Origin of the sequence: Endozoicomonas sp. SCSIO W0465 (genome assembly GCF_023716865.1) — a bacterium.
In the GTDB taxonomy this organism is placed as follows: Bacteria; Pseudomonadota; Gammaproteobacteria; order Pseudomonadales; family Endozoicomonadaceae; genus Endozoicomonas.
Genome location: NZ_CP092417.1, coordinates 930,691 through 954,070 on the forward strand (window position 1 = coordinate 930,691; position 23,380 = coordinate 954,070).

The 23,380-nt window shown below is 48.8% G+C and carries 28 protein-coding genes and 1 riboswitch; of the genes, 22 read left to right on the forward strand and 6 right to left on the reverse strand.

From position 1 onward, the window contains the following. Positions 1 to 124: 124 nt before the first annotated feature. From rplN to MJO57_RS03970, 20 genes are all read left to right on the forward strand, one after another. On the forward strand, positions 125 to 493 hold the full coding sequence (gene rplN, locus MJO57_RS03875) for a 50S ribosomal protein L14 (protein WP_066014875.1): 369 nt from the start codon (positions 125 to 127) through the stop codon (positions 491 to 493). Between the two features lie 12 nt (positions 494 to 505). Further along, on the forward strand, positions 506 to 829 hold the full coding sequence (gene rplX, locus MJO57_RS03880) for a 50S ribosomal protein L24 (protein ID WP_252023116.1): 324 nt from the start codon (positions 506 to 508) through the stop codon (positions 827 to 829). Positions 830 to 839: 10 nt separating this feature from the next. Next, positions 840 to 1,379 carry a 50S ribosomal protein L5 gene (gene rplE, locus MJO57_RS03885; protein WP_252023118.1) on the forward strand — a complete coding sequence of 180 codons (540 nt, stop codon included), beginning with the start codon at positions 840 to 842 and terminating at the stop codon, positions 1,377 to 1,379. A gap of 16 nt (positions 1,380 to 1,395) precedes the next feature. Further along, positions 1,396 to 1,701 (forward strand): 30S ribosomal protein S14, encoded by a 306-nt coding sequence (rpsN, locus tag MJO57_RS03890; protein WP_066014878.1) that lies wholly within the window; start codon positions 1,396 to 1,398, stop codon positions 1,699 to 1,701. Between the two features lie 29 nt (positions 1,702 to 1,730). After that, positions 1,731 to 2,123, forward strand: coding sequence for a 30S ribosomal protein S8 (gene rpsH / locus MJO57_RS03895; protein ID WP_252023120.1), 393 nt, complete (start codon positions 1,731 to 1,733; stop codon positions 2,121 to 2,123). Between the two features lie 12 nt (positions 2,124 to 2,135). Beyond that, the gene (gene rplF / locus MJO57_RS03900) at positions 2,136 to 2,669 is read left to right on the forward strand and encodes a 50S ribosomal protein L6 (protein ID WP_252023122.1); all 534 of its coding nucleotides are present in this window, start codon (positions 2,136 to 2,138) and stop codon (positions 2,667 to 2,669) included. Between the two features lie 14 nt (positions 2,670 to 2,683). Further along, a complete protein-coding gene (gene rplR / locus MJO57_RS03905; RefSeq protein ID WP_252023124.1) occupies positions 2,684 to 3,034 on the forward strand; it encodes a 50S ribosomal protein L18 in 351 nt (116 codons plus the stop codon). 12 nt (positions 3,035 to 3,046) lie between these two features. Then, positions 3,047 to 3,562, forward strand: coding sequence for a 30S ribosomal protein S5 (rpsE, locus tag MJO57_RS03910; protein ID WP_252023126.1), 516 nt, complete (start codon positions 3,047 to 3,049; stop codon positions 3,560 to 3,562). A 3-nt stretch (positions 3,563 to 3,565) separates the two neighbouring features. Next, complete coding sequence (rpmD, locus tag MJO57_RS03915) at positions 3,566 to 3,751, forward strand: 50S ribosomal protein L30 (RefSeq protein WP_252023128.1); 186 nt, start codon at positions 3,566 to 3,568, stop codon at positions 3,749 to 3,751. Between the two features lies 1 nt (position 3,752). Continuing rightward, on the forward strand, positions 3,753 to 4,187 hold the full coding sequence (gene rplO, locus MJO57_RS03920) for a 50S ribosomal protein L15 (RefSeq protein ID WP_066014884.1): 435 nt from the start codon (positions 3,753 to 3,755) through the stop codon (positions 4,185 to 4,187). Further along, the gene (secY, locus tag MJO57_RS03925) at positions 4,188 to 5,513 is read left to right on the forward strand and encodes a preprotein translocase subunit SecY (RefSeq protein WP_252023130.1); all 1,326 of its coding nucleotides are present in this window, start codon (positions 4,188 to 4,190) and stop codon (positions 5,511 to 5,513) included. Positions 5,514 to 5,569: 56 nt separating this feature from the next. Continuing rightward, the gene (rpmJ, locus tag MJO57_RS03930; RefSeq protein WP_081622108.1) at positions 5,570 to 5,683 is read left to right on the forward strand and encodes a 50S ribosomal protein L36; all 114 of its coding nucleotides are present in this window, start codon (positions 5,570 to 5,572) and stop codon (positions 5,681 to 5,683) included. Between the two features lie 358 nt (positions 5,684 to 6,041). Beyond that, entirely contained in the window at positions 6,042 to 6,398 is a 357-nt protein-coding gene (rpsM, locus tag MJO57_RS03935; RefSeq protein ID WP_066014886.1) for a 30S ribosomal protein S13, read from the forward strand. 116 nt (positions 6,399 to 6,514) lie between these two features. Further along, complete coding sequence (rpsK, locus tag MJO57_RS03940; protein ID WP_020582394.1) at positions 6,515 to 6,904, forward strand: 30S ribosomal protein S11; 390 nt, start codon at positions 6,515 to 6,517, stop codon at positions 6,902 to 6,904. Between the two features lie 15 nt (positions 6,905 to 6,919). Continuing rightward, positions 6,920 to 7,540, forward strand: coding sequence for a 30S ribosomal protein S4 (rpsD, locus tag MJO57_RS03945; protein ID WP_066014887.1), 621 nt, complete (start codon positions 6,920 to 6,922; stop codon positions 7,538 to 7,540). Between the two features lie 31 nt (positions 7,541 to 7,571). Continuing rightward, entirely contained in the window at positions 7,572 to 8,573 is a 1,002-nt protein-coding gene (rpoA, locus tag MJO57_RS03950) for a DNA-directed RNA polymerase subunit alpha (RefSeq protein ID WP_252023132.1), read from the forward strand. An 80-nt stretch (positions 8,574 to 8,653) separates the two neighbouring features. Further along, positions 8,654 to 9,046, forward strand: a complete 393-nt coding sequence (rplQ, locus tag MJO57_RS03955; RefSeq protein ID WP_252023134.1) for a 50S ribosomal protein L17 — start codon at positions 8,654 to 8,656, stop codon at positions 9,044 to 9,046. A gap of 236 nt (positions 9,047 to 9,282) precedes the next feature. Continuing rightward, positions 9,283 to 12,153: a hypothetical protein gene (locus MJO57_RS03960; protein WP_252023135.1), complete on the forward strand. Its 2,871-nt coding sequence runs from the start codon at positions 9,283 to 9,285 to the stop codon at positions 12,151 to 12,153. 282 nt (positions 12,154 to 12,435) lie between these two features. After that, entirely contained in the window at positions 12,436 to 13,011 is a 576-nt protein-coding gene (locus MJO57_RS03965; RefSeq protein ID WP_252023137.1) for an AcfA family outer membrane beta-barrel protein, read from the forward strand. Positions 13,012 to 13,147: 136 nt separating this feature from the next. Beyond that, entirely contained in the window at positions 13,148 to 14,509 is a 1,362-nt protein-coding gene (locus MJO57_RS03970) for an ISNCY family transposase (protein WP_252017318.1), read from the forward strand. 529 nt (positions 14,510 to 15,038) lie between these two features. Here the strand turns inward: MJO57_RS03970 and MJO57_RS03975 are convergent. From MJO57_RS03975 to MJO57_RS03995, 5 genes are all read right to left on the reverse strand, one after another. Further along, entirely contained in the window at positions 15,039 to 15,827 is a 789-nt protein-coding gene (locus tag MJO57_RS03975) for a thiazole synthase (protein WP_252023139.1), read from the reverse strand. Further along, positions 15,828 to 16,025, reverse strand: a complete 198-nt coding sequence (thiS, locus tag MJO57_RS03980; protein ID WP_252023141.1) for a sulfur carrier protein ThiS — start codon at positions 16,023 to 16,025, stop codon at positions 15,828 to 15,830. 11 nt (positions 16,026 to 16,036) lie between these two features. Further along, positions 16,037 to 17,029 (reverse strand): FAD-dependent oxidoreductase, encoded by a 993-nt coding sequence (locus MJO57_RS03985; protein ID WP_252023143.1) that lies wholly within the window; start codon positions 17,027 to 17,029, stop codon positions 16,037 to 16,039. Positions 17,030 to 17,119: 90 nt separating this feature from the next. Next, on the reverse strand, positions 17,120 to 19,099 hold the full coding sequence (gene thiC, locus MJO57_RS03990; RefSeq protein WP_252023145.1) for a phosphomethylpyrimidine synthase ThiC: 1,980 nt from the start codon (positions 19,097 to 19,099) through the stop codon (positions 17,120 to 17,122). 145 nt (positions 19,100 to 19,244) lie between these two features. Continuing rightward, positions 19,245 to 19,355: riboswitch (TPP riboswitch) on the reverse strand. 128 nt (positions 19,356 to 19,483) lie between these two features. Next, positions 19,484 to 21,079, reverse strand: a complete 1,596-nt coding sequence (locus tag MJO57_RS03995; protein WP_252023147.1) for a serpin family protein — start codon at positions 21,077 to 21,079, stop codon at positions 19,484 to 19,486. A 125-nt stretch (positions 21,080 to 21,204) separates the two neighbouring features. Between MJO57_RS03995 and MJO57_RS04000 the strand changes: the two genes are divergently transcribed. After that, positions 21,205 to 21,696 (forward strand): VOC family protein, encoded by a 492-nt coding sequence (locus MJO57_RS04000; protein ID WP_371924767.1) that lies wholly within the window; start codon positions 21,205 to 21,207, stop codon positions 21,694 to 21,696. A 100-nt stretch (positions 21,697 to 21,796) separates the two neighbouring features. Here MJO57_RS04000 and MJO57_RS04005 read toward each other — a convergent pair whose 3' ends face one another. After that, positions 21,797 to 22,108 (reverse strand): YhbY family RNA-binding protein, encoded by a 312-nt coding sequence (locus MJO57_RS04005; RefSeq protein WP_252023149.1) that lies wholly within the window; start codon positions 22,106 to 22,108, stop codon positions 21,797 to 21,799. 456 nt (positions 22,109 to 22,564) lie between these two features. On the opposite strand from MJO57_RS04005, the gene MJO57_RS04010 reads away from it, so the two are divergent. Continuing rightward, complete coding sequence (locus tag MJO57_RS04010) at positions 22,565 to 23,380, forward strand: ion channel (RefSeq protein WP_252023150.1); 816 nt, start codon at positions 22,565 to 22,567, stop codon at positions 23,378 to 23,380.

Genomic DNA, 23,380 nt, shown 5'->3' on the forward strand with positions numbered 1-23,380 from the left:
TACGGTGCTTTGGGCTTGAGTGAATAATGACCGTTCCGGCAGATCTGTTAAAAGCCTGCCGGAACGGTTGTTTTTGTGCAAGCCGGCGAGTACCCGTCTGCAGTTTGGGCTTGGAGAATAAGCAATGATCCAGACAGAAAGTCAACTCGAAGTCGCTGATAACAGCGGCGCCCGTCGAGTTCAGTGTATCAAGGTGCTGGGTGGATCCCATCGCCGTTACGCTGGCATTGGCGACATCATCAAAGTCTCCGTGAAGGAAGCGATTCCCCGCGGTAAGGTCAAAAAAGGCCAGGTGATGAACGCTGTTGTCGTGCGTACCAAAAAAGGTGTTCGTCGTCCAGACGGTTCCCTGATCAAATTCGATGGCAATGCAGCCGTTCTTCTGAACGCCAACCTGCAGCCCATCGGTACCCGTATCTTTGGACCAGTGACTCGTGAGCTGCGCGGTGAGCAGTTCATGAAGATCATCTCACTGGCCCCAGAAGTACTGTAACGGGAGCAGGTCATGAAAAAGATCCGTCGTGATGACGAAGTCATCGTAATTGCCGGCAAGGACAAGGGTAAGCACGGTAAAGTGCTGACCGTTCGTGCTGATGGCAAGCTGATTGTTTCTGGTATCAATATGATCAAGAAGCATCAGAAGCCTAACCCGATGTTGGGCACTCCTGGTGGAATCGTAGAGAAAGAGGCCGCTATTCAGGCTTCTAACGTTGCGCTTCTGAACCCTGAAACCAACAAGGCTGATCGTGTTGGCTTTGCTATTGAAGATGGCAAAAAGCAGCGCATATTCAAGTCTAACGGCAAGCCTGTTGACGCAGTTAACGGGTGAGGGGTGAGTGATGGCAAATTTTAAAACCAAGTATCGTGAAGAGATTCTGCCCAAGCTGAAAGAAGAGCTGGGCGTGAAGAACGTTCATGAAGTGCCACGCATCACTAAAATCACCCTGAACATGGGTGTTGGTGAAGCGATTGGTGACAAGAAAGTCATCGAGCACGCGATTGCTGACCTGGAAAAGATCGCCGGTCAGAAAGCTATCGTGACCAAGGCCCGCAAATCCGTTGCTGGCTTTAAAGTCCGTGAAGGCTGGCCAATCGGTGTTAAGGTGACTCTGCGTCGCGAGCGCATGTATGAGTTCCTGGAGCGTCTGGTTGACATCGCTCTGCCACGGGTACGTGACTTCCGTGGTCTGAGCCCCAAGTCTTTCGACGGCCGTGGTAACTACAGCATGGGTGTTAAAGAGCAGATCATCTTCCCTGAAGTTGATTACGACAAAATCGACACTCTGCGCGGTCTGGACATCACTCTGACCACTACCGCCAAGAATGACGAAGAAGGCCGTGCTCTGCTGAAGGCTTTCAACTTCCCATTCCGTAACTGATACCGGTACGAGTTTTATGGCAAAAGTATCCATGAAGCAGCGGGAACTGAAGCGTCAGCGCACCGTTGCCAAATATGCTGAAAAGCGTGCACAGCTGAAAGCTGTGATTAACAACCCTAACAGCACTGAAGATGAGCGTTGGGATGCCCAGGTAGCCCTGCAGAAGCAGCCTCGCAATGCCAGCAAGGCGCGTCTGCGTAACCGCTGCCGCATCACTGGCCGTCCACACGGCGTACTGCGCAAGTTCGGCCTGAGCCGTATCAAGCTGCGTGAAGCAGCGATGCGTGGTGATGTTCCAGGTCTGGTCAAAGCCAGCTGGTAAGCGCATTTCATCTTCGGGAGATATAGATAATGAGTATGCAGGACCCGTTAGCAGATATGCTAACTCGTATCCGTAATGCCCAGATGGCAGAGCACGCCTCTGTCACCATGCCGTCCTCCAAAATCAAGGTTGCTGTAGCCCGGGTTTTGAAAGACGAAGGTTTTATTGCTGACTACAATGTAGCTGGCGAAGCCAAGGCTGAACTGGTAATTGAGCTGAAGTATTTCGAAGGTAAGCCGGTTATTGAAAGCCTGAAGCGCACCAGCCGTCCTGGCTTGCGTTCTTACGCTGGCAAGGAAGCGCTGCCAAAAGTGAACGGCGGTCTGGGTATCGCTATCGTTTCCACCAACAAAGGTGTTATGACCGATCGCGCTGCCCGTGCAGCCGGTGTTGGTGGTGAAGTTCTCTGCACTGTGTTCTAAGGGAGGGGTATTATGTCTCGAGTAGCCAAAAGCCCTGTTGCTGTCCCTGCTGGTGTAGAGATCAAGCGCAATGGCCAGGTCCTTATTATCAAAGGATCCAAGGGACAACTGGAACTTGTTGTTCACAACAATGTCGAAGTTGCTCAGGAAGAAAACGTTCTGACGTTTGCTCCACGTGATGGTGCCAAGCACTCCCGTGCTCTGGCCGGTACTACCCGTGCCCTGGTTTACAACATGGTAACCGGCGTTACCGCTGGCTTTGAGAAGAAGCTGCAGCTGGTCGGTGTTGGTTATCGTGCAGCGGCCAAAGGTAATAGCCTGACTTTGAACCTGGGCTTCTCCCATCCGGTAGAATACCAACTGCCAGCAGGCGTAACTTGTGAAACTCCGACCCAGACCGAAATTCTGGTTCGTGGTATCGACAAGCAGCTGGTTGGACAGGTTGCTGCGGAAATTCGTGAATTCCGTCGTCCTGAGCCTTATAAAGGCAAGGGTGTTCGCTATGCTGACGAACGCGTTCGTCGCAAAGAAGCCAAGAAAAAGTAAGGTAGGGTGAGATCATGATGGACAAAAAATCTTCTCGCCTGCGTCGTGCCCTTCGTGCAAGGGTCAAGATGCGTGAGCTGGGTGCCATTCGTCTGAGCATTCATCGTACGCCTCGCCACATCTATGCGCAGGTTATCGCCGCTGACGGCGACAAAGTGCTGGCAACTGCCTCCACTGTTGAAAAAGAACTGCGTGGCGACGCTACCGGTAACGTAGAAGCGGCCAGGAAAGTGGGTGCTCTGGTTGCTGAGCGTGCCAAGGCGGCGGGTGTAACCAAGGTGGCGTTTGACCGCTCTGGTTTCAAATATCACGGTCGTGTCAAGGCGCTTGCCGATGCAGCCCGTGAAGGCGGACTGGAATTCTAAGGGTAGAACGTCATGGCAAGAGAAAGAGATGAGCGTAAGCCTAACAACGACGAAGGCTTGATTGAGAAGCTGGTACAGGTTAACCGTGTCGCCAAGGTGGTGAAAGGTGGTCGTATCTTTGGCTTCACAGCGCTGACAGTCGTTGGTGATGGCAAGGGTAAGGTTGGTTTCGGTCGCGGCAAGGCCCGTGAAGTGCCAATCGCTATCCAGAAAGCAATGGAAGCTGCCCGTCGCAACATGATTCATGTTGATCTGAATGGTGACACTCTGCAGTACCCGGTAAAAGCCCGTCACGGTGCTTCCAAGGTTTACATGCAGCCAGCATCTGCGGGTACCGGTGTTATCGCCGGTGGTGCAATGCGTGCCGTTCTTGAAGTGGCTGGCGTACACAACGTACTGGCCAAGTGCTACGGTTCTACCAATCCTGTGAACGTAGTTCGTGCTACTTTTAATGGTCTGCGCGACATGCGTTCTCCTGAAGGCATTGCTGCCAAGCGTGGCAAGTCGGTTGAGGATATCCTGGGGTAAGTCATGGCTGAGAAGATGATCAAAGTGACGCTCGTGAAGAGCACCAACGGTCGCCTCGAAAGCCACAAGGCTTGCGTACGGGGTCTGGGCCTGCGTCGTATCAACCACACTGTTGCAGTGGAAGACACTCCTTCAGTTCGTGGCATGATCAACAAGGTATCCTACCTTGTCCGGGTAGAAGGAGAATAACATGCGTTTGAATACTCTGAGCCCGGCTGAAGGCAGTCGCAAAGAGGGTAAGCGCGTAGGTCGTGGCATTGGCTCCGGCCTGGGCAAGACCTGTGGCCGTGGTCACAAGGGTCAGAAGTCCCGTTCCGGTGGTTCTGTCAAGCCAGGTTTTGAAGGCGGTCAGCAGCCACTGCAGCGTCGTCTGCCAAAGTATGGCTTTACTTCACGCAAAGCACGCTTCACTGCTGAGATTCGTCTGCACGAGCTGAGCAAGGTGGAAGCGGACGTGATTGATCTGGCTGCACTGAAAGCTGCTGACCTGGTCAGCGGTAGCATCCAGCGTGCTAAAGTGGTACTGTCTGGCGAATTGGCTAAAGCAGTCACCATTAAAGGTCTGGCTGTTACCAAAGGCGCCCGTGCTGCGATTGAAGCTGCCGGTGGTAAGATCGAGGACTAAATGGCTAAGACATTACCTGTTGGGAATCAAAGCGGCTTAAACGAGCTCTGGTCTCGCGTTAAGTTCGTGTTTCTGGCGATCCTGGTTTACAGGATCGGTGCGCACATCCCTGTGCCAGGTATCAACCCTGATGCACTGGCCCGGATGTTTCAACAAAATGAAGGCACCATTCTGGGTCTGTTCAACATGTTCTCTGGCGGTGCGCTGGAGAGAATGTCGGTACTGGCCCTGGGTATCATGCCTTATATTTCGGCATCCATTATCGTTCAGCTGATGAGCGTGGTGAGCCCGCAGTTGGAGCAGCTCAAGAAGGAAGGTGAGTCCGGACGTCGCAAGATCAGCCAGTACACCCGCTACCTGACCGTTGCCCTTGCTCTGATTCAGGGGACTGGCATGACTGTCGGTCTGGCCAATCAGGGTGTTGCCTTCAGTACTGACTTCAGCTTCTATGTGGTTGCTGTGGTTACGTTCGTCACCGGTGCCGTCTTTATGATGTGGCTGGGCGAGCAAGTGACTGAACGGGGAATCGGCAATGGTATTTCGATTCTTATTTTTGCAGGTATTGTCGCTGGTCTTCCCAGTGCGATTGTGCGGTCTTTCGAGTCCGCACGTCAGGGTGATATCAATATCCTGATGTTGCTCGCCGTTGCCCTTCTGGCAATCGCGATCATCGCATTTGTGGTCTTTATCGAACGGGGTCAGCGCCGGATAACCGTGAACTATGCCAAGCGTCAACAAGGGCGTAAGGTGTTTGCGGCCCAGACCAGCCATCTGCCATTGAAGGTGAATATGGCCGGTGTTATTCCAGCCATTTTTGCTTCAAGTTTGCTGCTGTTCCCTGCGTCGATTGCGCAGTGGTTCGGACAAGGTGAAGGCATGGGATGGCTGCAGGAAATTGCCCTGGCGCTGGGTCCGGGTCAGCCACTGAACATTATACTGTTCTCGGCAGGTATCATCTTTTTCTGCTTCTTCTATACTGCGCTGGTCTTTAATCCAAAAGACGTGGCAGATAACCTGAAGAAGTCGGGTGCATTCATTCCCGGTATTCGTCCGGGGGAGCAGTCTGCCCGTTATATTGATGGTGTCCTGACTCGCCTGACCATGTTCGGTGCTCTCTATATGACAGCAGTGTGTTTGTTGCCGCAGTTCCTGGTAGTGTCGGCCAATGTTCCGTTCTATCTGGGTGGTACCAGCCTGTTGATCGTGGTGGTTGTGGTGATGGATACCATGGCTCAGGTGCAGTCGCATCTCATGTCGCATCAGTATGAGTCGCTGCTGAAGAAATCCAATCTTAAGGGCTATGGCTCTGGCGGTCTGATCCGCTGAGTCTCTCTCAACGAGACTCAACCAGCAATAGTTCTGCAACGGTTGTGGAGTAAGTTATGAAAGTACGTGCGTCGGTTAAAAAAATCTGCCGCAACTGTAAGATTATCAAGCGTAAGGGTAATGTGCGCGTGATCTGTCAGGAGCCGCGTCACAAACAGCGTCAGGGCTAAACGTTTTTGCGAATCTACGGATTCTGAAAAAGCCGGACTCTGGTCTTATGTGACCTCAGGCAAAAACAACCGTTCATGATTTTTTTCATGAGCGGTTGTGTTTTATCGAAAGGAGGATTACAATTTCCGCCTTTCGACCTGTTGGAAGTGTCTTTGGGTGCGTGAGTGTTTTAGCTTTGCTGGATTGCTCCATTTCAAAGGTGTTTTCTCAGGATGAAAGCAGCCATTTCTGAAATAACGGATTTTCTGGCGTTTCAATATGGTGACGTGTTTCAGTTTAATCAGTTCTTGCTGAGCAATCAGGAATGATCAACCGAATAGCTGTTGCACGGTTAAATGTAATAACGGAGACGATTGAATGGCCCGTATTGCTGGCGTCAACATTCCAGATAACAAACATGCCGTTATCTCGTTGACCTACATTTTTGGTATCGGCAAAACTTCAGCTCAGCAGCTTTGTGCTGCCACTGGCGTTAACCCGTCTGCCAAAGTATCTGATCTGAGCGAAGATCAGCTGGAATCCCTGCGTACTGAAGTTGCAAAACTGAACGTAGAAGGTGACCTGCGTCGCGAAATCAGCATGAACATCAAGCGCCTGATGGACCTGGGTTGCTACCGTGGCCTTCGCCATCGTCGCAGTCTGCCGGTTCGTGGTCAGCGCTCGAAGACCAATGCCCGTACTCGTAAGGGTCCGCGCAAACCGATTCGCAAATAAGCACGTTGCATTTCTCAAGAGAAACTCCTTATGTTGAGCTTCTCTGTAAAGGTTTTTGTTAAAAAAAATCTCTTTGAAGAGAGCAACGAACTTTTTAATACAGGATTTGTTCTGATATGGCAAAGCCAGGTACTCGTACACGTAAGAAAGTTAAAAAGTCGGTTGTGGATGGCATCGCCCATATTCACGCCTCTTTTAACAACACTATCGTGACAATTACCGACCGCCAGGGTAATGCACTGTCCTGGGCAACTGCAGGTGGCTCCGGCTTCCGTGGTTCCCGTAAGAGCACTCCGTTCGCTGCACAGGTTGCAGCTGAGCGTGCCGGACGTGCTGCCGCTGAGTTCGGTCTGAAGAATTTGGACGTGAATGTTAAAGGGCCTGGTCCAGGCCGTGAATCCGCCGTACGCGCGCTCAACGCTTGTGGTTTCAAGATCAATAACATCACTGATGTTACCCCGATCCCACACAATGGTTGTCGTCCGCCCAAGAAGCGTCGTGTATAAGCAGGAGACCGGTAAATGGCTAGATATATAGGTCCTAAGTGCAAACTGTCTCGTCGTGAAGGCACTGATCTCTTCCTGAAGAGTGGTGTTCGCGCGCTTGAGTCAAAGTGCAAGGCAGAAAATGCTCCTGGCCAGCATGGCCAGCGTCGTGGTCGTCTTTCTGACTACGGTGTTCAGCTTCGTGAGAAGCAGAAAGTTCGTCGTATCTACGGTGTACTGGAAAAGCAGTTCCGTAACTACTACAAGGAAGCTGACCGTCTGAAGGGCGCTACAGGCTCAAACCTGTTGCAACTTCTTGAGGCTCGGCTTGATAATGTGGTTTACCGCATGGGATTCGGTTCTACCCGTGCAGAAGCACGCCAGCTGGTCAGCCACAAAGCTGTCATGGTTAATGGCAAGACTGTAAACATCCCGTCTTTCCAGGTTCGTCCTGGTGACGTAGTTGCTATCCGTGAAAAGGCAAAGAACCAGCTGCGCATCAATGCAGCGCTTGAACTTGCTGCCCAGCGTGGTTTTTCCATCTGGGTAGAAGTAGACGCCAGTAAAAAAGAAGGTGTCTTCAAGACGCTGCCCGAGCGGAGTGATCTGGCGGCCGACATCAACGAGAGCTTGATCGTCGAGCTGTACTCCAAGTAAGGGATAGACAGTTAGGTGGGGTGTAACATCCATGCAGAATTCGGTTACTGAATTTCTAACCCCTCGACATATTGATGTTGAGGAAATCAGTCTGACACGGGCAAAGGTCACCCTGGAGCCGCTGGAACGTGGTTTTGGGCATACCTTAGGCAATGCCCTGCGTCGCATTCTTCTTTCCTCTATGCCCGGCTGTGCCGTGACTGAGGTAGAGATTGATGGCGTGCAGCATGAATACAGTGCTATTGAAGGTGTTCAGGAAGACGTTATTGAAATCCTGCTCAACCTGAAAGGCCTGGCTATTCGCATGACTGGCCGTGACAGCGTTACTCTGACTCTGAGCAAAAACGGTGAGGGTGTCGTCACCGCTGCTGACATCCAGCTGGATCACGATGTTGAAATCGTGAATCCTGATCATGTTATTGCCCACATGAATGACAAGGGCAAGCTCAACATGAAGCTGAAGGTTGCTCGTGGTCGTGGGTATGAATCAGCCGACAGCCGCCGTCAGGATGAAGAGGAAACTCGCGCTATCGGCCGTCTGCAGTTGGATGCCACCTATAGCCCTGTATACCGTGTTTCCTATGTCGTAGAAAGTGCTCGTGTAGAACAGCGTACTGACCTCGACAAGCTGGTTATCGACCTGGAAACCAATGGTACCCTGGATCCTGATGAAGCCATCCGTCGCGCTGCTACTATTCTGCAGCAGCAGTTGGCGGTGTTTGTGGATCTGGAGGGTGTGTCCGAGCCAGAGCCGGTGAAGGAAGAAGATGAGGTTGATCCAATTCTTCTTCGTCCGGTTGATGATCTCGAACTGACGGTACGTAGTGCAAACTGCCTGAAGGCAGAGAATATCTACTACATTGGTGACCTGATCCAGCGCACTGAAGTTGAGTTGCTCAAGACCCCGAACCTGGGTAAGAAGTCCCTGACTGAGATCAAGGATGTTCTGGCCTCCCGTGGTCTGAGCTTGGGTATGCGTCTCGACAACTGGCCACCTGCCAGTTTGAAGAGTGACGACAAGGTTTCTGCTTAATTGCGGCTGAGGGTTGCCACTGTGGCGCTTTTCATTACTAAAAGCGAGGCAGCTCTCAGAAAGAAGAGGAAGTTTGTGCCATGCGTCATCGTAAGAGTGGCCGCAAGCTTAACCGGAACAGTTCTCATCGCAAAGCGATGTTCAAGAATATGGCTGCTTCCCTGGTTGAGCATGAAGTAATCAAGACAACACTGCCAAAGGCTAAAGAGCTGCGCCGTGTTGCTGAACCGCTGATCACCCTGGCTAAGGAAGACAGCGTTGCTAACCGTCGGCTGGCGTTCGATCGTCTCCGTAACAAGGCTGTGGTAGGCAAACTGTTTACTGATCTGGGTCCGCGTTTCAAAGAGCGTCCGGGTGGTTACATCCGTATCATCAAGTGTGGTTTCCGCCATGGTGATAACGCGCCGATGGCTTATGTCGAGTTGCTGGACCGTCCTGCTGCTGAAGCGGTAGAGTCAGCTGACGACGAGTAAGTCAGATAAAAAAGCCGGGTTATCCCGGCTTTTTTATATGCAGTCTCTTGTCCCCTCCTGAAATCCTCACCCTGCTTATAACAGTAGTAAAAGAATACCATTGGAATTAAAGTCGCCTGTCGTATTACTAATGTAACCTGATAATCGGTTAATCCTGGTGAGTTCAGGACAAAAAAAGAACTATTAATACTTTTGATGATCCAATCTTCAGGATCAATTTTATACAGGTATTAATAATGTTTCCCCCTTCTGATCATTCCCGTGTCGTAACTCGACCCATGCAAGCTTATCCGGAGCAGGCAGCACGAAGCAGAGAGCCTAAAGAGGCTGTTAAAACGCTTCGTGAGCTGAGCAAAAGGGAAGCTGGCTTGGCAACTGAGTTATATCTGGAGCTAAAAAACAAGAAGCATAACACCAATACTGACCTGGCTTGCCATTGTGCGGTAAAACGCAGCCCCCAGTCCGATACGCTGGTTGGATTTAAATGGCCGGGTAAAAACCCGGTAATCATACAAGTGCATGACAAATCGAATAAGTATATTGGCCGTGGTGCATTTGGTTATGTTTATGAAAGCAGTCAGTTAGTCATAAAGCATGGCCGAAGTTGGATAGTGCCTGAGGGTGACCAATATAAAAGAGTGATGAAGATTCAGGAGGAATCTGATGATGCACAAACCGAGGTTAGCTTTCAATTGCAACAACAGGGAACATTAGGAGCCGGGATTATTAATGGTGTTCGATACCTGGACCAATTACGGCTTCCCGGAGAAACATTGAAGTCTTTCTTTCAAAGGCCTGATTGGCCATTGGGAGAAAAGTTTGAGTGTGCTGTGGCTATTCTTGAGTGTGCCCAGAACTATGTAGTGGGTGATAAATTACATCCCGATCTCAAGCCAGATAACATGATCTATGATCCTGCGAAAAAGCAGGCCGGCTTTATTGACAACGCACATGTACGAGATGTTCACGCTCCTGCAGACATCAGGCCAGAAGGACCGCGCGGGACACCATGGTTTATCGCTCCTGAACAGTATTCAGGCATGCATATGTCACAAAAATCGATGGTGTTTTCTTTGGGGATTATTTTATTAAACCTCTTCTCTAATACTCCTGACCATTATGAGGCCGCAAGGTCCAGAGCGGTAGATGGATTACAGCCTGAACTGCATCCTGAAAAGGTGCTCTCAGGGCTGGCGCAAACGAATGAAGGTTTTGTCAGGCAGTTTGTGAGTTTTCTTCTTGAGATGGTTGCTAATGACAAAGAACTTCGCCCGCAGATGTCGGTATGCCTGGCGCAGATGACGGCGTTTCAAAGTGCTTTCCAAGTAATCAGCACGTCTGAAAATAAAATTATGCAGCAGAATGAACAGGTAAACCACTTGCAAAAGCAGCTTTCTCTGTTAAAAAAGAAGAACGCTGCAATGAAGCTTGATCATAAAAGTCAGGAAGAGATTCGCAGGCTCACAGCAGAGGGTGACAATAAACAAAGACTTTTGCAGGAAACGCTCCTTCAACAGGAACAAACCCTGAATGATATGAAGGAGGCGCAGAAAAAAGAGTTGGACGGCATGATGAAGGAGCAGAACAAGGCGCTTGATAAGGAAAAACAAAGAAACAGGGAGCTGCAGCAGCAAGCAGTTCTTCTTGAGCGAAGGGCAAGAAATGCTGAAAGTTGTCAGAAACACCTGTCAGAGAAATTGCAAACGATGACTGTCGAAGTTGAGCAGCTGACAGATGAAGCCAAGCGGATGGAGTTAAACCTTGACAGTCACTGTCGAACGGTAGATGAACTGAAGGGCGTGGTTTCAGAGGTTGAGAATCGCAAACTTGAGGTAGAGCAAGCACGAGTTAAGGCAGAGGAAAAAATTACTAAATATGAATTGGCGTTGGAGTGTGAGCGAAACGACCATAAAAAGTCCATGGATAGATTGCGTGAGGCTGTAGCCCAAAAGAAAAAACTGGAGTCTGAGAAGGTATCTGAAGCCGAAAAAGTACACGAACTGTCATGCAGATTGTATGAAAACCTTTATGCTCCTCTGGCCAGTTTAAAAATACTGGCAAGTAACCGGGCTGATGTGGATAAAGCTGAGTTTGCCAAGAAACTTCCCGGCATTTTAGAAGCACAGCAATCCTATTTTGTGAAAATCATCTACCTGAATGATCTTGCCAAATCCATTTTTTGTAATGAGACCATTGATGGAGCCGTTAAGCCATACACGCATCACTCCAGTTTCAGGCCTTTTTCATTATATTCACGGCGCCAACAAGTTGATTTTACCGATACTCAGCGAATGCATTTGGAGGCTGTGGTATCAGAAGCAAAAGTGTTGGTAGAAAAAATGTTAAATGGTAACGAGGAATGTAAGCGGAAGGTTTGCCAATTTTTACAGGAAGGTTTTGCGGCACGGGTTCAATTCACCGATGTTTTCACAAAAGACAATGGGTGGGTTGAACCGCTGATGGCCGCTACGCCCGGAATTGCAAAATACCGGTTTACGCCAAAACAGGTGGCAGAGTTCAGTCAATCTCGTCTCTGTAAAGAATTTAACGATGGCAGGGAGGGTGATCCTGCTAAAAGTAAACAACTTACCGGTTTTATGACGAGTCTGGAAGGAATGAATGAAACGGATGCTGCCAAGAGTTTACTGAAGATGCTGCCAGGCAAAGCACCTGTTGATAAGTTGGTTGCTTTAGAGCATGAGTTTTTGTCTATTCTTACCAGACCCAACGCTTATACCAGAGGGGAGCAGGGGACTGCTGCCTGGTTAGCTGAATCGATGTGGGAAATCGTTGCTGGAGAAAAGTATATTCGAGAGGATATCGATTCACCATCGGCGACTAAAATGAGACATATTGCTTTGCTGCGCTCTGGGTATGCTGAGGCTTTAACCTCATTGAAGGATAGGGAGTTGACATCCCCGGAAGTTGAAGTTCTATCGAACAGCCGCCTGGTTAGATTCTCTCCCGCGCAATACCAGCACGAACTTCAAAACTTTCAAAATGAATTGTTGTATACAGTTACCACACTTCTGGAATCCAGGCAGAACTTTGAAACCTATAAGGATTACTTGTGCCAGAAGTATTCGGCGAAATTTGCTACTGTGTAGTGCCGATATGGTTTTGCAGGTTTAAAATGGGTCTTTTAAAGTGAGGGTGGCCGACGGAGCAGAGATACCTTTGCAAACCTCAAGAAAACCTGTCGACAATATGGATTTTCTTTCTGGCACTATACGACGCACTATGTCGAGATACATAGCCTATTCCTTTTGTTAGTTGTTATATGAAATTTGGGGATGGCCTGCCTGAACCATGGATGAAAACAATGTTCATCTTAAGTTCATGGTGCATTGTCTGAGATGACCTCTTTTGACAAACCGTACTGATTTTCCATGAAGCAACTGATAGCTCTTCCTCTTCTGCTGGCCTCCATCTCTGCTGTGGCCGGGCCTTATTTTAACGCCGGTTATGGTGTTGGCGTCCTCTCCCACGATAAAGAGGTGGTCTTCAATGACGGCACCCATCTGGCTCTGGACAACTCTGACCTGATATTTGCCGTTGGCCCGGGCTATCGCTTTGACAACAACTTTGGCCTTGAAGTCAGCTACAGCCAGTTTGATCAGGATAACTCCAAAAGCCAGTACCTTGGGGTCGACTCCCTGATGCGTCGGGAAAAGGAGTGGGAAGCGAATATGAAAGCGAGACAGGTCGCCATCAAACCTGCCTATTTCTTCGATCTTAGCGACAGCTTTACTTTAAAGGGCACCCTGGGCCTGACCTACACCGAGTATAAAACGTCAGGTGTTAGCTATATTGAGAACGAATCTATCCTTGATGATGACCGTGAGTTTAATCAGCATGTGGGAACCATCCCTGAGCAAAAGAATAGTGCCGTGGGCGTAATTGTCGGTTTAGCTGCCGAATATCAGCTGTATAAAGGGTTGCATATTGGTGCAGAAGCTAACTAGTTCTCGTCCAAAAACACAACCAATTGAAAACTGTAGATTTTATCCTGAAAAATTAAGTGGAGCCCTACTGCTATCTGGCGACTAAACTTCCCAAGAGCAAGAAACATAAGGGATTGCCAAAAACAGAGGACTCCAAATGCGCAAAAAACGCAACCCGCAGTGTAGTATGGAACTCCATTACGTACCTCATGAAATCTGCTCCCAGCTTTCCGGTATCTCGCAATGGCTTGACGCCCATCCACAGTTCAATGACTGGATTTATGAGGACTTAAGTTCTGGTGATAAACAGAACACTGGGCGGAACGGACTATCAGCAGAATCCGTTCTTCGTGCGGCACTCCTGAAACAGTATTTGAATTGTGATTATGACTACTTGTCGTTTGTTTTGATGGACTCCATGCTCTTTCGAGACTTTTGTCGCCTCGAACCAAACCAGCGCCCCAGTCGCTCCAGTTTGCATGGGCTCATCAGCCTTCTTACTGCATCTACATGGGAACGGATTAATAACTGTCAGCTAATGACCGCTAAAGATCAGGGTATTGAAAAAGGGCGCACTGTGGCTATTGACAGCACAGTCACCGAATCGGATATCAAACCTCCTTGCGACAGTGATCTTTTAGCCAGTTCCGTTAAAGAAATTTGTCGGCTGCTGGAACGGGGACAAACACTGACAGCGACACCGCTTTATGAATATACCCATCACAACCGAGCCGTAAAAGATGCGGCCAGAAAATGCATCTACGCTGGCAAAGAAGAGCGGCATCAGCATTATAAAAAACTGCTGCAGTTGACCCGAAAATCCCGGAAGGTACTTATCGAAGCTACTGTCACGCTAGCAAACGCCCGTCAGCAGGGGCAGTGTCTCCTGGCTGATGATGCCGACAAGTGGCAGGCCGATGTGGATCACCTGTTACCCCTGGTGGATGCAATAGTCTCCCAGACAGAGCGCAGGGTCTTTAAGGGTGAAAAGGTGCCAGCCCAGGAAAAAGTGGTTAGCCTGTATGAACCCCATACGGATATCATCGTAAAAGACAGGCGGCAAGTACAGTATGGCCATAAACTGAACCTGGTTCAGGGAAAAAGTCGATTGATCCTGGACCTGGTTATTGAGGAAGGTAACCCAGCGGATTCGGACCAATTCATTCCGATGATGGAAAGACAAAAAGAAATTTATGGTCGTGTACCTCGCCAGACAAGCGGTGACGGCGGATACGCGTGTCGCGCTAATTTGGAAAAAGCCAAGGCCATGGGAATCAGCGATGTAGCTTTTAATAAGAAGCGCGGACTTGAAGTCGAAGAGATGACTAAAAGTCAGTATGTGTATAAAACGCTCTTTCGCTTCCGGGCAGGTATTGAAGCGGGAATTTCGTGGCTAAAGAGATGTTTTGGGCTATCACGTTGCCACTGCAAGGGTTCTGAGCGTTTTGATTCTCATTGCTGGTTATCGGTGGTCTGTTACAACCTGGTGATTCTGGCCAGACACCCGGCACCATCCTGATAGCCACCTCCACGCTACATGAAAGTACCTTTCCAGCATGGTGGGAGGATGTTTTCTGCCTGCTTTTCGCGTTTTTCTCCAATATCCGTCCCAGATTAGAGAAAAAAAGGGAAGAGTTTTTGCGGCTCTCTGGAATTTCAGGAAATATCAAAACGCACGTACAATCTAATTATGATTGCCTGATGCGTTTTTGGACGAGAACTAACTATCACTACGATAGCATCGCCAGTTCAGTGCAACTGATGGGTACTCTTGGTTACCACTTCTAAGAGGCTGTCTGAGGGTAGACCCCATCTGGGCGACCCCGTCCAGGCGACTCCGTCCAGGCAAACCCAAAGCGAGGATGGCAGAAAATTAAGGATGAAAATTCCGTTTTTTGCGGTGAATAGCAATTCTATCCCCCGAACAACATGGAATTTTGTGGCCAATATACTGTACTGCCACCACGCGATTGCATGAATGCAGAAGCCAGAGTAACGCAGAGGCAATACCATTGCCGGTGCAGCTGTTGGCAGGATTCCGGGCTCTTTTATGATTCCTGATGCCAAAAAGGCATACCCATCGTTGGTGTTGAGGGCTTGGCCACCTCTTTTTCAGGCATTGCCTGCGCCTCGTAGGCTAATCTGCCCGCTACTACACTGCTGGCAAAGGCTCGCGCCATCTTAACCGGATCACCCGCCTGTGCAACGGCGCTATTGAGTAATACCGCATCAAAACCGATTTCCATTGCCTGAGCAGCATGCGACGGTAAACCGATACCAGCATCAACCAATAACGTTGTATTGGGTAAACGCTCGCGGATAGTTTTTAACGCATAGGGGTTTAATAACCCTTTCCCTGTACCAATCGGTGCTCCCCAGGGCATCAATACTTCACACCCTAAATCGACCAGGCGTTGGCACACTACCAGGTCATCGGTGCAGTAAGGTAGCACTTCAAATCCGTCATCCATCAGTATTTTTGTGGCCTCCAATAAACCAATAGGGTCGGGCTGCAAATTGTAGTCATCGCCAATCAGCTCAAGTTTGATCCAGTTGGTACTGAATACTGCACGACACATTTGTGCCAGCGTTATCGCTTCTTGTACGCTGTGGCATCCCGCTGTGTTGGGCAATACGTGAAGCCCCATGTCTTTAATTAACTGCCAAAAGTCACTGCCTGCTTCTATCGTTCCCTGGCGACGCAACGATACCGTTACCACATCAGCGTTTGAGGCTTGAATAGATGCCTGCATAATTGCCGGGGATGGATACAATGCAGAACCAATTAATAAGCGGCTCGACAGTTCCTGGCCGTATATCGTTAGAGGGTTATCCATTCAGCCACCCTGAATTGGCGATACTATTTCGACTTTATCACCATCTTTTAATTCATAACTTTCATAGCCCGAGCGGGGAACAAAGGATTGATTAACGGCAACGGCAAAGTGCTCTTGCGTTTCTATCTGTTGAAGTAAGGATAATAAGTTCATTTTTCTGGCAACTGATTGTTCAGCGCCATTAATAAATAATTTCATCTTCCACTCCATTAATTGATATGTGACAGCGCTATATCCACGACCTTGGGCGCTAATAAATAGCCATGCCTATATAAGCCATTGATCATGATGTGATTGCCTTTCGTTTCTACCAATGGACGATTATCGGGTAAGCTCGGCCTTAATCCTGCCCGCATATCCACTATTTCTGCTTCAGCAAAGCCTCTGTGTACGGTATACGCTGATGAAAGCAGCTCCATGGCAGAGCGCAAGGTGATTGGCTTATTTGACTGAGATTCAATTTCCGTGGCACCAATGACGAACTCATGATTGGGCTTTGGCGCAATATAAATTGGATAGCGTGGGTGCATTAAACGTATCGGGCGATGTAATGTGACCTCAGGTGCGTACAGACGAACGACTTCGCCACGTACCCCGCGAAGCCCACAGAGGTCTCTTTTTGCCCCCAGACCACGACAGTCAATGACGTAGTCATACGCTTGCATACACACTGAGTCGGCACTTTTTTCCAGGAAGCGTACTTTGTCTTTAACCTGTTCATAACTGGCAATATAAAAAGCACGATTATCCAGCTGTCCTTCACAGGGAAGAAATATACCTTGGTGAAAACGGTCGGCAAGTTCAGGCTCCAGGTCCGCTATGCGACTGTCAACAATTTCAGGTTTGATACCATTTAGCGCTTTTAAACGGTGTCGGAACGACACCAAATCGCCGCGGTCCTGCTGATGCGCGATCACCAGACTGCCAGCCTGCTGGAAGAATACCGGGTGATCCAGACGCTCCAGTATACGCTGCCACATGGCTATGGCTTCAAGACCCATTTGCGCCAGATCCTGTTCACACAACACGGACTCTGCCAATGGCGCCAACATGGCTGCCGCTACAAAACCGGCACTTTGTTCACCGCTGATGTTGCCGGTTTCGTAGATATCTAACTGGTGATCATGGTAAAGCGCTAACGTCGCCAGGCGACCGGTTAATCCAAAACCTGAAATCGCTATTTTTTTTCGCTGTTTTGACATCTGGCACCAAAATCTGAAAGCCGGGAAACAGGCACGTTAATACGTGCCTGACACGACAAAACGACACCGTTACTTACACAATACCATCACCTACACAACACCCTGATTGGCATTGACTTGCTGGTAGATTTCAGCACCAGACGATTTGAACTCCTCTGATTTCGCTCTCATCCCCGCTTCAATGTCGATCATCTTCATTTCAATGGCGTTTGCATCAGAAATATCGACACCCTCTTTTTCGAGCCCGTTGGCATAGTCGCGAACTTCCCGGGTGATTTTCATCGAGCAGAATTTTGGCCCGCACATTGAACAGAAGTGGGCAACTTTACCGGACTCTTTTGGCAAGGTTTCATCGTGATATTCCAGCGCCCGGTCAGGGTCAAGACCCAGGTTAAACTGGTCGTACCAGCGGAACTCAAAACGCGCTTTGGACAAGGCGTTATCACGAATTTGTGCCCCCGGGTGGCCTTTGGCCAGATCCGCTGCATGGGCTGCAATTTTATAGGCGATCAAGCCCTCTTTTACGTCTTCTTTATTGGGTAACCCGAGGTGTTCTTTTGGCGTTACATAGCACAACATCGCCGTGCCATACCAGGCGATTTGAGCCGCACCGATACCCGAGGTAAAGTGATCATAGCCCGGGGCAATATCAGTGGTCAGAGGGCCGAGGGTATAGAATGGCGCTTCATGACAGTGTTCAAGCTGCTCTTCCATATTTTTTTTGATCATGTGCATGGGCACGTGCCCCGGGCCTTCAATAAAGACCTGCACATCGTGTTTCCACGCTATTTTAGTGAGTTCACCAAGGGTGCGAAGTTCTGAGAATTGTGCCTCGTCATTGGCATCGGCCACGGAACCGGGGCGCAAACCATCACCCAGCGAGAAACTGACGTCGTATTGTTTTAAAATTTTACAAATATCCTCAAAGTGTGTGTACAGGAAGTTTTCTTGATGGTGCGCTAAACACCATTTAGCCATAATCGAACCACCCCGGGAGACGATACCGGTTACCCGCCTGGCCGTCATGGGTACGTAGCGAAGCAGTACACCGGCATGAATGGTAAAATAGTCAACACCCTGCTCAGCTTGCTCGATTAACGTATCGCGGAACACATCCCAACACAGCTCTTCTGCAACACCATTTACCTTTTCAAGCGCTTGGTAAATCGGGACTGTGCCGATGGGTACCGGTGAGTTTCGTACAATCCATTCACGAGTTTCGTGGATGTAACGGCCAGTCGACAGGTCCATCACCGTATCGGCACCCCAGCAGGTTGACCATACGAGCTTTTCTACTTCTTCTTCAATGGAGCTGGAAACCGCTGAGTTACCAATGTTTGAGTTTACTTTTACCAGGAAGTTCCGACCAATGATCATCGGCTCAGATTCCGGATGATTGATATTGTTCGGCAGCACAGCCCGACCCCGGGCAATTTCCTCGCGCACAAATTCAGGTGTAATAAAATCGGGCAGTTGGGCGCCAAACGATTCACCCTTGTGTTGCTGGGCAAGAATATCCTCACGAATACGTTCACGCCCCATATTTTCCCGGATTGCCACGTACTCCATTTCTGGCGTGATAATGCCCTTTCGGGCATAGTGCATTTGGGTAACGTTTTTACCAGGTTTGGCGCAGCGAACAGTGGGTAAATGTTCAAAACGTAAATGCTCCAGGCCTTCATCCGCCATACGCTGCTGAGTGTATTGAGAAGTGACCGAAGCCAGCTCCCGGGTATCATCCCGACCTGCAATCCAGGCTTGACGGAATTTAGGTAACCCTATCTGAACATCAAGCTCTGCTTCCGGGTCTGAGTACAGTCCTGATGTGTCATAAACACGTACCGGGTCGTTTTTTTCATAGATTGGATTATCTTCGGTGCCACCGGCAAAGGTGTCAGATAAACTGATTTCACGCATACCGACACGAACGCCGGGGTTATCCCCAGTGACATAGATTTTCCTGGAGTTTGGAAATGATTGTGTTTTGAGATGGTAGATATAATCAGAAGCCGCCTGTCGTAAATCACGACGGCTGATTTGATTTGCTGAACTTGTATTACGTTGTGACATGACGTACCTCTAATTCATTCAAATCGAGTGACGGTCTTGCCAAAGTTCGTGACAGATGGAATGCGTATTCGCCCGGGGATAGAAAGCACAACGAAAAGAGCTATACAACAAGAGGGTTTGTTTGCCAAATGGCAAGCAAATACTGACGGTTAAACATCTTGTTCCCTACGTAGATACTAATCTATTCAGGTTCACGGATCCCGTATACACGATCTCAGCCATTTCACTTAAGGAAGAGGCACTCCGACAAGTAACGGTTATCATTATATGTTCTTATCCGGGGAGGGGCAAAAAATAGACTTTTTTTGTCGAAACCAATGGGTGGCGATTTTTGGCGCCTTAAGAACGGGTATGATGCAGCATACGGGGGTTTTAGCTATCGATTCAGCTATTTTGATTCCTTTCCGCTGGAGGTTCTGGCTTTTGTGAGATGCTGATTTCAAAACAAGGGGTTTTTGTCTTTTGATTAACAATAAAAGCTTTAAAAGGTTTATCAAAAGAGTGCGTTTGTGGTGCACAGCGTTCAGTCAAAACAAGCGTTGCGGCAGACGCTTCTGTACCGTATTCATCCACATTAACCGATGCCTTGTGTATGATATTGCCAATATGAAAGGCACTGCCTTTAGTGGCTGATGCAGACAGCTGGCTGAAGTCGGCCTCTGCAGGATCAAAAGCTTTCTGTAGCAGTCTGGCTTTCTGCAGGGGGCCTCTCAGTTGCCAGGCACTTGCCAATCTGAAACCGGGAAAAACAGCGGTAACCCGACGACCAACAGCCTCAGTAAATATGGCCTTACTCACCTGTTCATACACCTCAGGTGCATTCAGGTTTGCGGCACCCTCATTGCCAACGGGCATGGCCAGCAGCAATCCATACTGATTGCCAGAATAAGGAGACCAGGCCACTGCCCAGTCTTGTCCCTGAATTTTGCATTGTCTGTAGTTGACGTTGTTAACCATTACTGCAGGAATATTGTGGTGAACCTGTTGGTCACCGTCACGAAAATCCATTGTTGTTTTGCTGGCGGTATTTTGCCAGTGACCCTGAAAATGCAAGGCATTAAGGATAGCCATAAGGGCCGGAGCCGGTAGTGGTTCACTGAGTAATGAATCAATCATTCCGCCGGTAGATTCACATGTCAGGCGGTTAATGTGATCCATAAATGTGTTTGTGCTCAGGTCACTGCGCGACTCAAAAATCGACCTGATATGACCATCAGTCTTGCCAAAAGACGTCAGAGAGCCATTCTGCAGATTGTTAAATTCGGGCCTGAGTGGAAAATCATTACAGACATACACGGCATTCACCATTTTTATCTGATCACTCCCGGCCAGGGATTGGCCCAATTGCTGCAAACCTGCCAGAGATTGAATGAGGTCACCGGGTTTACCGCCTCCCAGCAAATGAGCCATTTCTGTGCGAGTGTCACCACCGGCCCCACAGGCTAACAGAGTCAGGGGATAGGCGAGGGAAAGGGGGGAGATAATGAAGTTGCCGGGTTGATCAACGGCAACCGCAGGGGATAACAAACGGACCAACTGAACTATCGGCGAATTAATGGTTTGCCAATACGAATCATTTTGCGGGCATGCTTTTAGTGATTTTAATGCGGCTTCAAGTCTTTCTGAGCAACAAACGTCGTTTAAATCTGTACGTACGGGGCCAGAGTTATTCCCGGCCATTGAGTGACATAAACGCCTATTATCGTCTTTGTTTGACTGACCAGCACAAACCATCCATACCGGCCTGTTTTGCACAAGGCTTCCGGTGTCTTTCCTGTTAGTCTTTATCAACGGATTAGATAAACCTGCCGTTACCATGGTTGCTCCTGCCATAGCAGTAACATTGCGGAACCATGCTCTGGCAGTATTGCTTGTCCCTGCTGTTGCGCTAAGTCGGCCAAAGCACTCCATTGTCCTGCAGCTGCCAATTGCTGGCTGCAAAAGCTGCAACATGTGGTTTGTATTTCTGGCATTATTCACTGAGTACATTCCACTCATCCCGGTTGTACGGACAGACATTTACAGAGCAGACCATCAAAACCATGTATATTTACAGGGCTTTTCGCAGGAGTGTATGCCGGACTTGTGTATTTTCAAGGTAGGGGGTGTTTAAAGTTCTTCTGGCATATTACGCCTGTTTGAGGATTGTCTTACGGTCACAATTGACGTTTAATCCCATTCGGTTTCATCTCATTTATCCCGGACCAGGTATGATCAAGTGTCTGCATCATGTTGCAATTATCGGCAGTGATAAAGCCGCATCTTTGCGTTTTTATCGAGATATCCTGGGGTTGCCGGTGATAGCTGAGGATTATCAGGAAGCCAGGGGTAGCTGGAAGATTGATTTATCGGTACCCGATGGTCCGCAGCTTGAGCTGTTTATTTTCAATGATGCGCCAGAACGTTTAAGTTACCCGGAGGCCAGGGGCCTTCGTCATTTAGCCTTTGCTGTTGATGACCTTGATAAAGTACTGGTAAAGCTGGCTGAGGGTGGCGTGGTGGCTGAGCCTGTGAGGATTGACCCGTATACCCGGGCTAAATTTACCTTTGTCCAGGATCCTGATGGACTTCCTGTTGAGCTTTATCAGTGTGGATAAGTATTTCCGCTCTTCAGATTCCGAACTGAAAATATGGATTTCCGGCCAGTCAAAGCCAATCCTAGTTGATAAAGGCCACCTCCCGTGGCCTTTTCCATATTCAGCCTCCGACTCTCAGCAGGTTGGACAGTGCCGGATTAGGTTTGTCGGCGGCTTTGAAAATCAGCGCGATTTTGCCAATCGTTTGAATAAGGTCCGAGTTTGTAGCGCTGATCAGCTCACTGATCAGTTGCTGGCGGATTTCCCGATCGGCAATGGCGAATTTAACCTTGATCAGTTCATGGTCATTCAGCGCGCGCAATGTTTCTTCAACCACTCCATCCGTCAGCCCCTTCTCTGCCACAATGACGACAGGGTTCAGGTTGTGGCCGATGGTACGAAAATGCTTCTTTTTGGCTGCATTCAAGCTCATGATTGCAATTCCTGATAATTTCTTTAATAACGAATCGTCATACACGATGTCTGATGATAGGTATGACCTGATTGTTGCGGAGAAGTTTTTGTTAATGCGGTTGGGGACAGAGAAGTGCTTTTTAAAAGTACTTACGCTCATTGACTGGGGTCGAAGAGAGCGAATTAATGTTCGGTGCCGTTGACTGCTGGATTGGTAGTAGGCTGGCAACACATAAGTCACTCGACAGCATATTCAAGCTTCTGGTAGCATGCTATCGCTTTCTGGCTGCTGAGGGAAGTGTGGATGCTGCGCCATCCAAACTGCGTATTTTGATTCCTGCTTCATTAACGGGCTTGATATAGCGCCGCTAATGCCAACCTTTCCACCTCTTGGAAAGCAACTGGATGATTCCTTTATGATCCCCTGTATGATCGATTGTGCACATCATACTCGTTGAAACCATTTACCAGATTTGTGACGGGTAACCAGATAAAGGGTGGGGTATTGGGCTATTACACTCATTTTTGGCGAAGGTTGGTGAAGCTTTGGCTTGAATCCAGGCATTCGTTTGCTGCGTTTGCTGTTTTTGCCAACGGTTTGCTGATTGTTAAAACCATCTGGGGGATGCCGGTTGATCTTCTTGATCTTTTTCAGATCAATAACCTTGTTGATATGGATTGGTCTGACGTGGCCGATGGACCGTGGTTTTTGCTCAGTGTTTTCCTGATGCTGAATGCGCTGGGTATGTTGTTCCGGGCAAGAATTGCCTGGGCTCTCAGTGTATTTTTGTTAATTATTACATTGGCATTTACCATGCACTTTTATCCCTTGCTACGGACAAGAATTCTGTTTTGTGCGTTGACGCTGTTCGGAATACTGTTGCTGGGAAGGGATTTCAATCGTTCCAGTGCAACTGCAGGGAGTATTTTTGCCATCATCAGCTTTTCAATTCTACTGTTTTATGCCAGTTACGGATCGCTCTATTTTGGCAGTGGCTTTTCTCCGGAAATTGATAACCTGGTAACGGCTTTCTACTATTCCATTGTCACGATGACGACGGTCGGATATGGCGACATTATTCCCAAAACAGAGTCGGCCCGGTTGTTCACCGTGTCTATGATAATCGCCGGTATCACCGTGTTTGCTACATCGCTGACGACGATTTTTGGTTCGGTAATTCGCAGTGGTATTGGCAAGTTGATTAAAGGCAAAGAGCGGGCTATGAACAGGACAGATCATTTTAGGCTCTTTTCGAATTCCGAACTGCTGAACTATCCTTGGTGGATATAA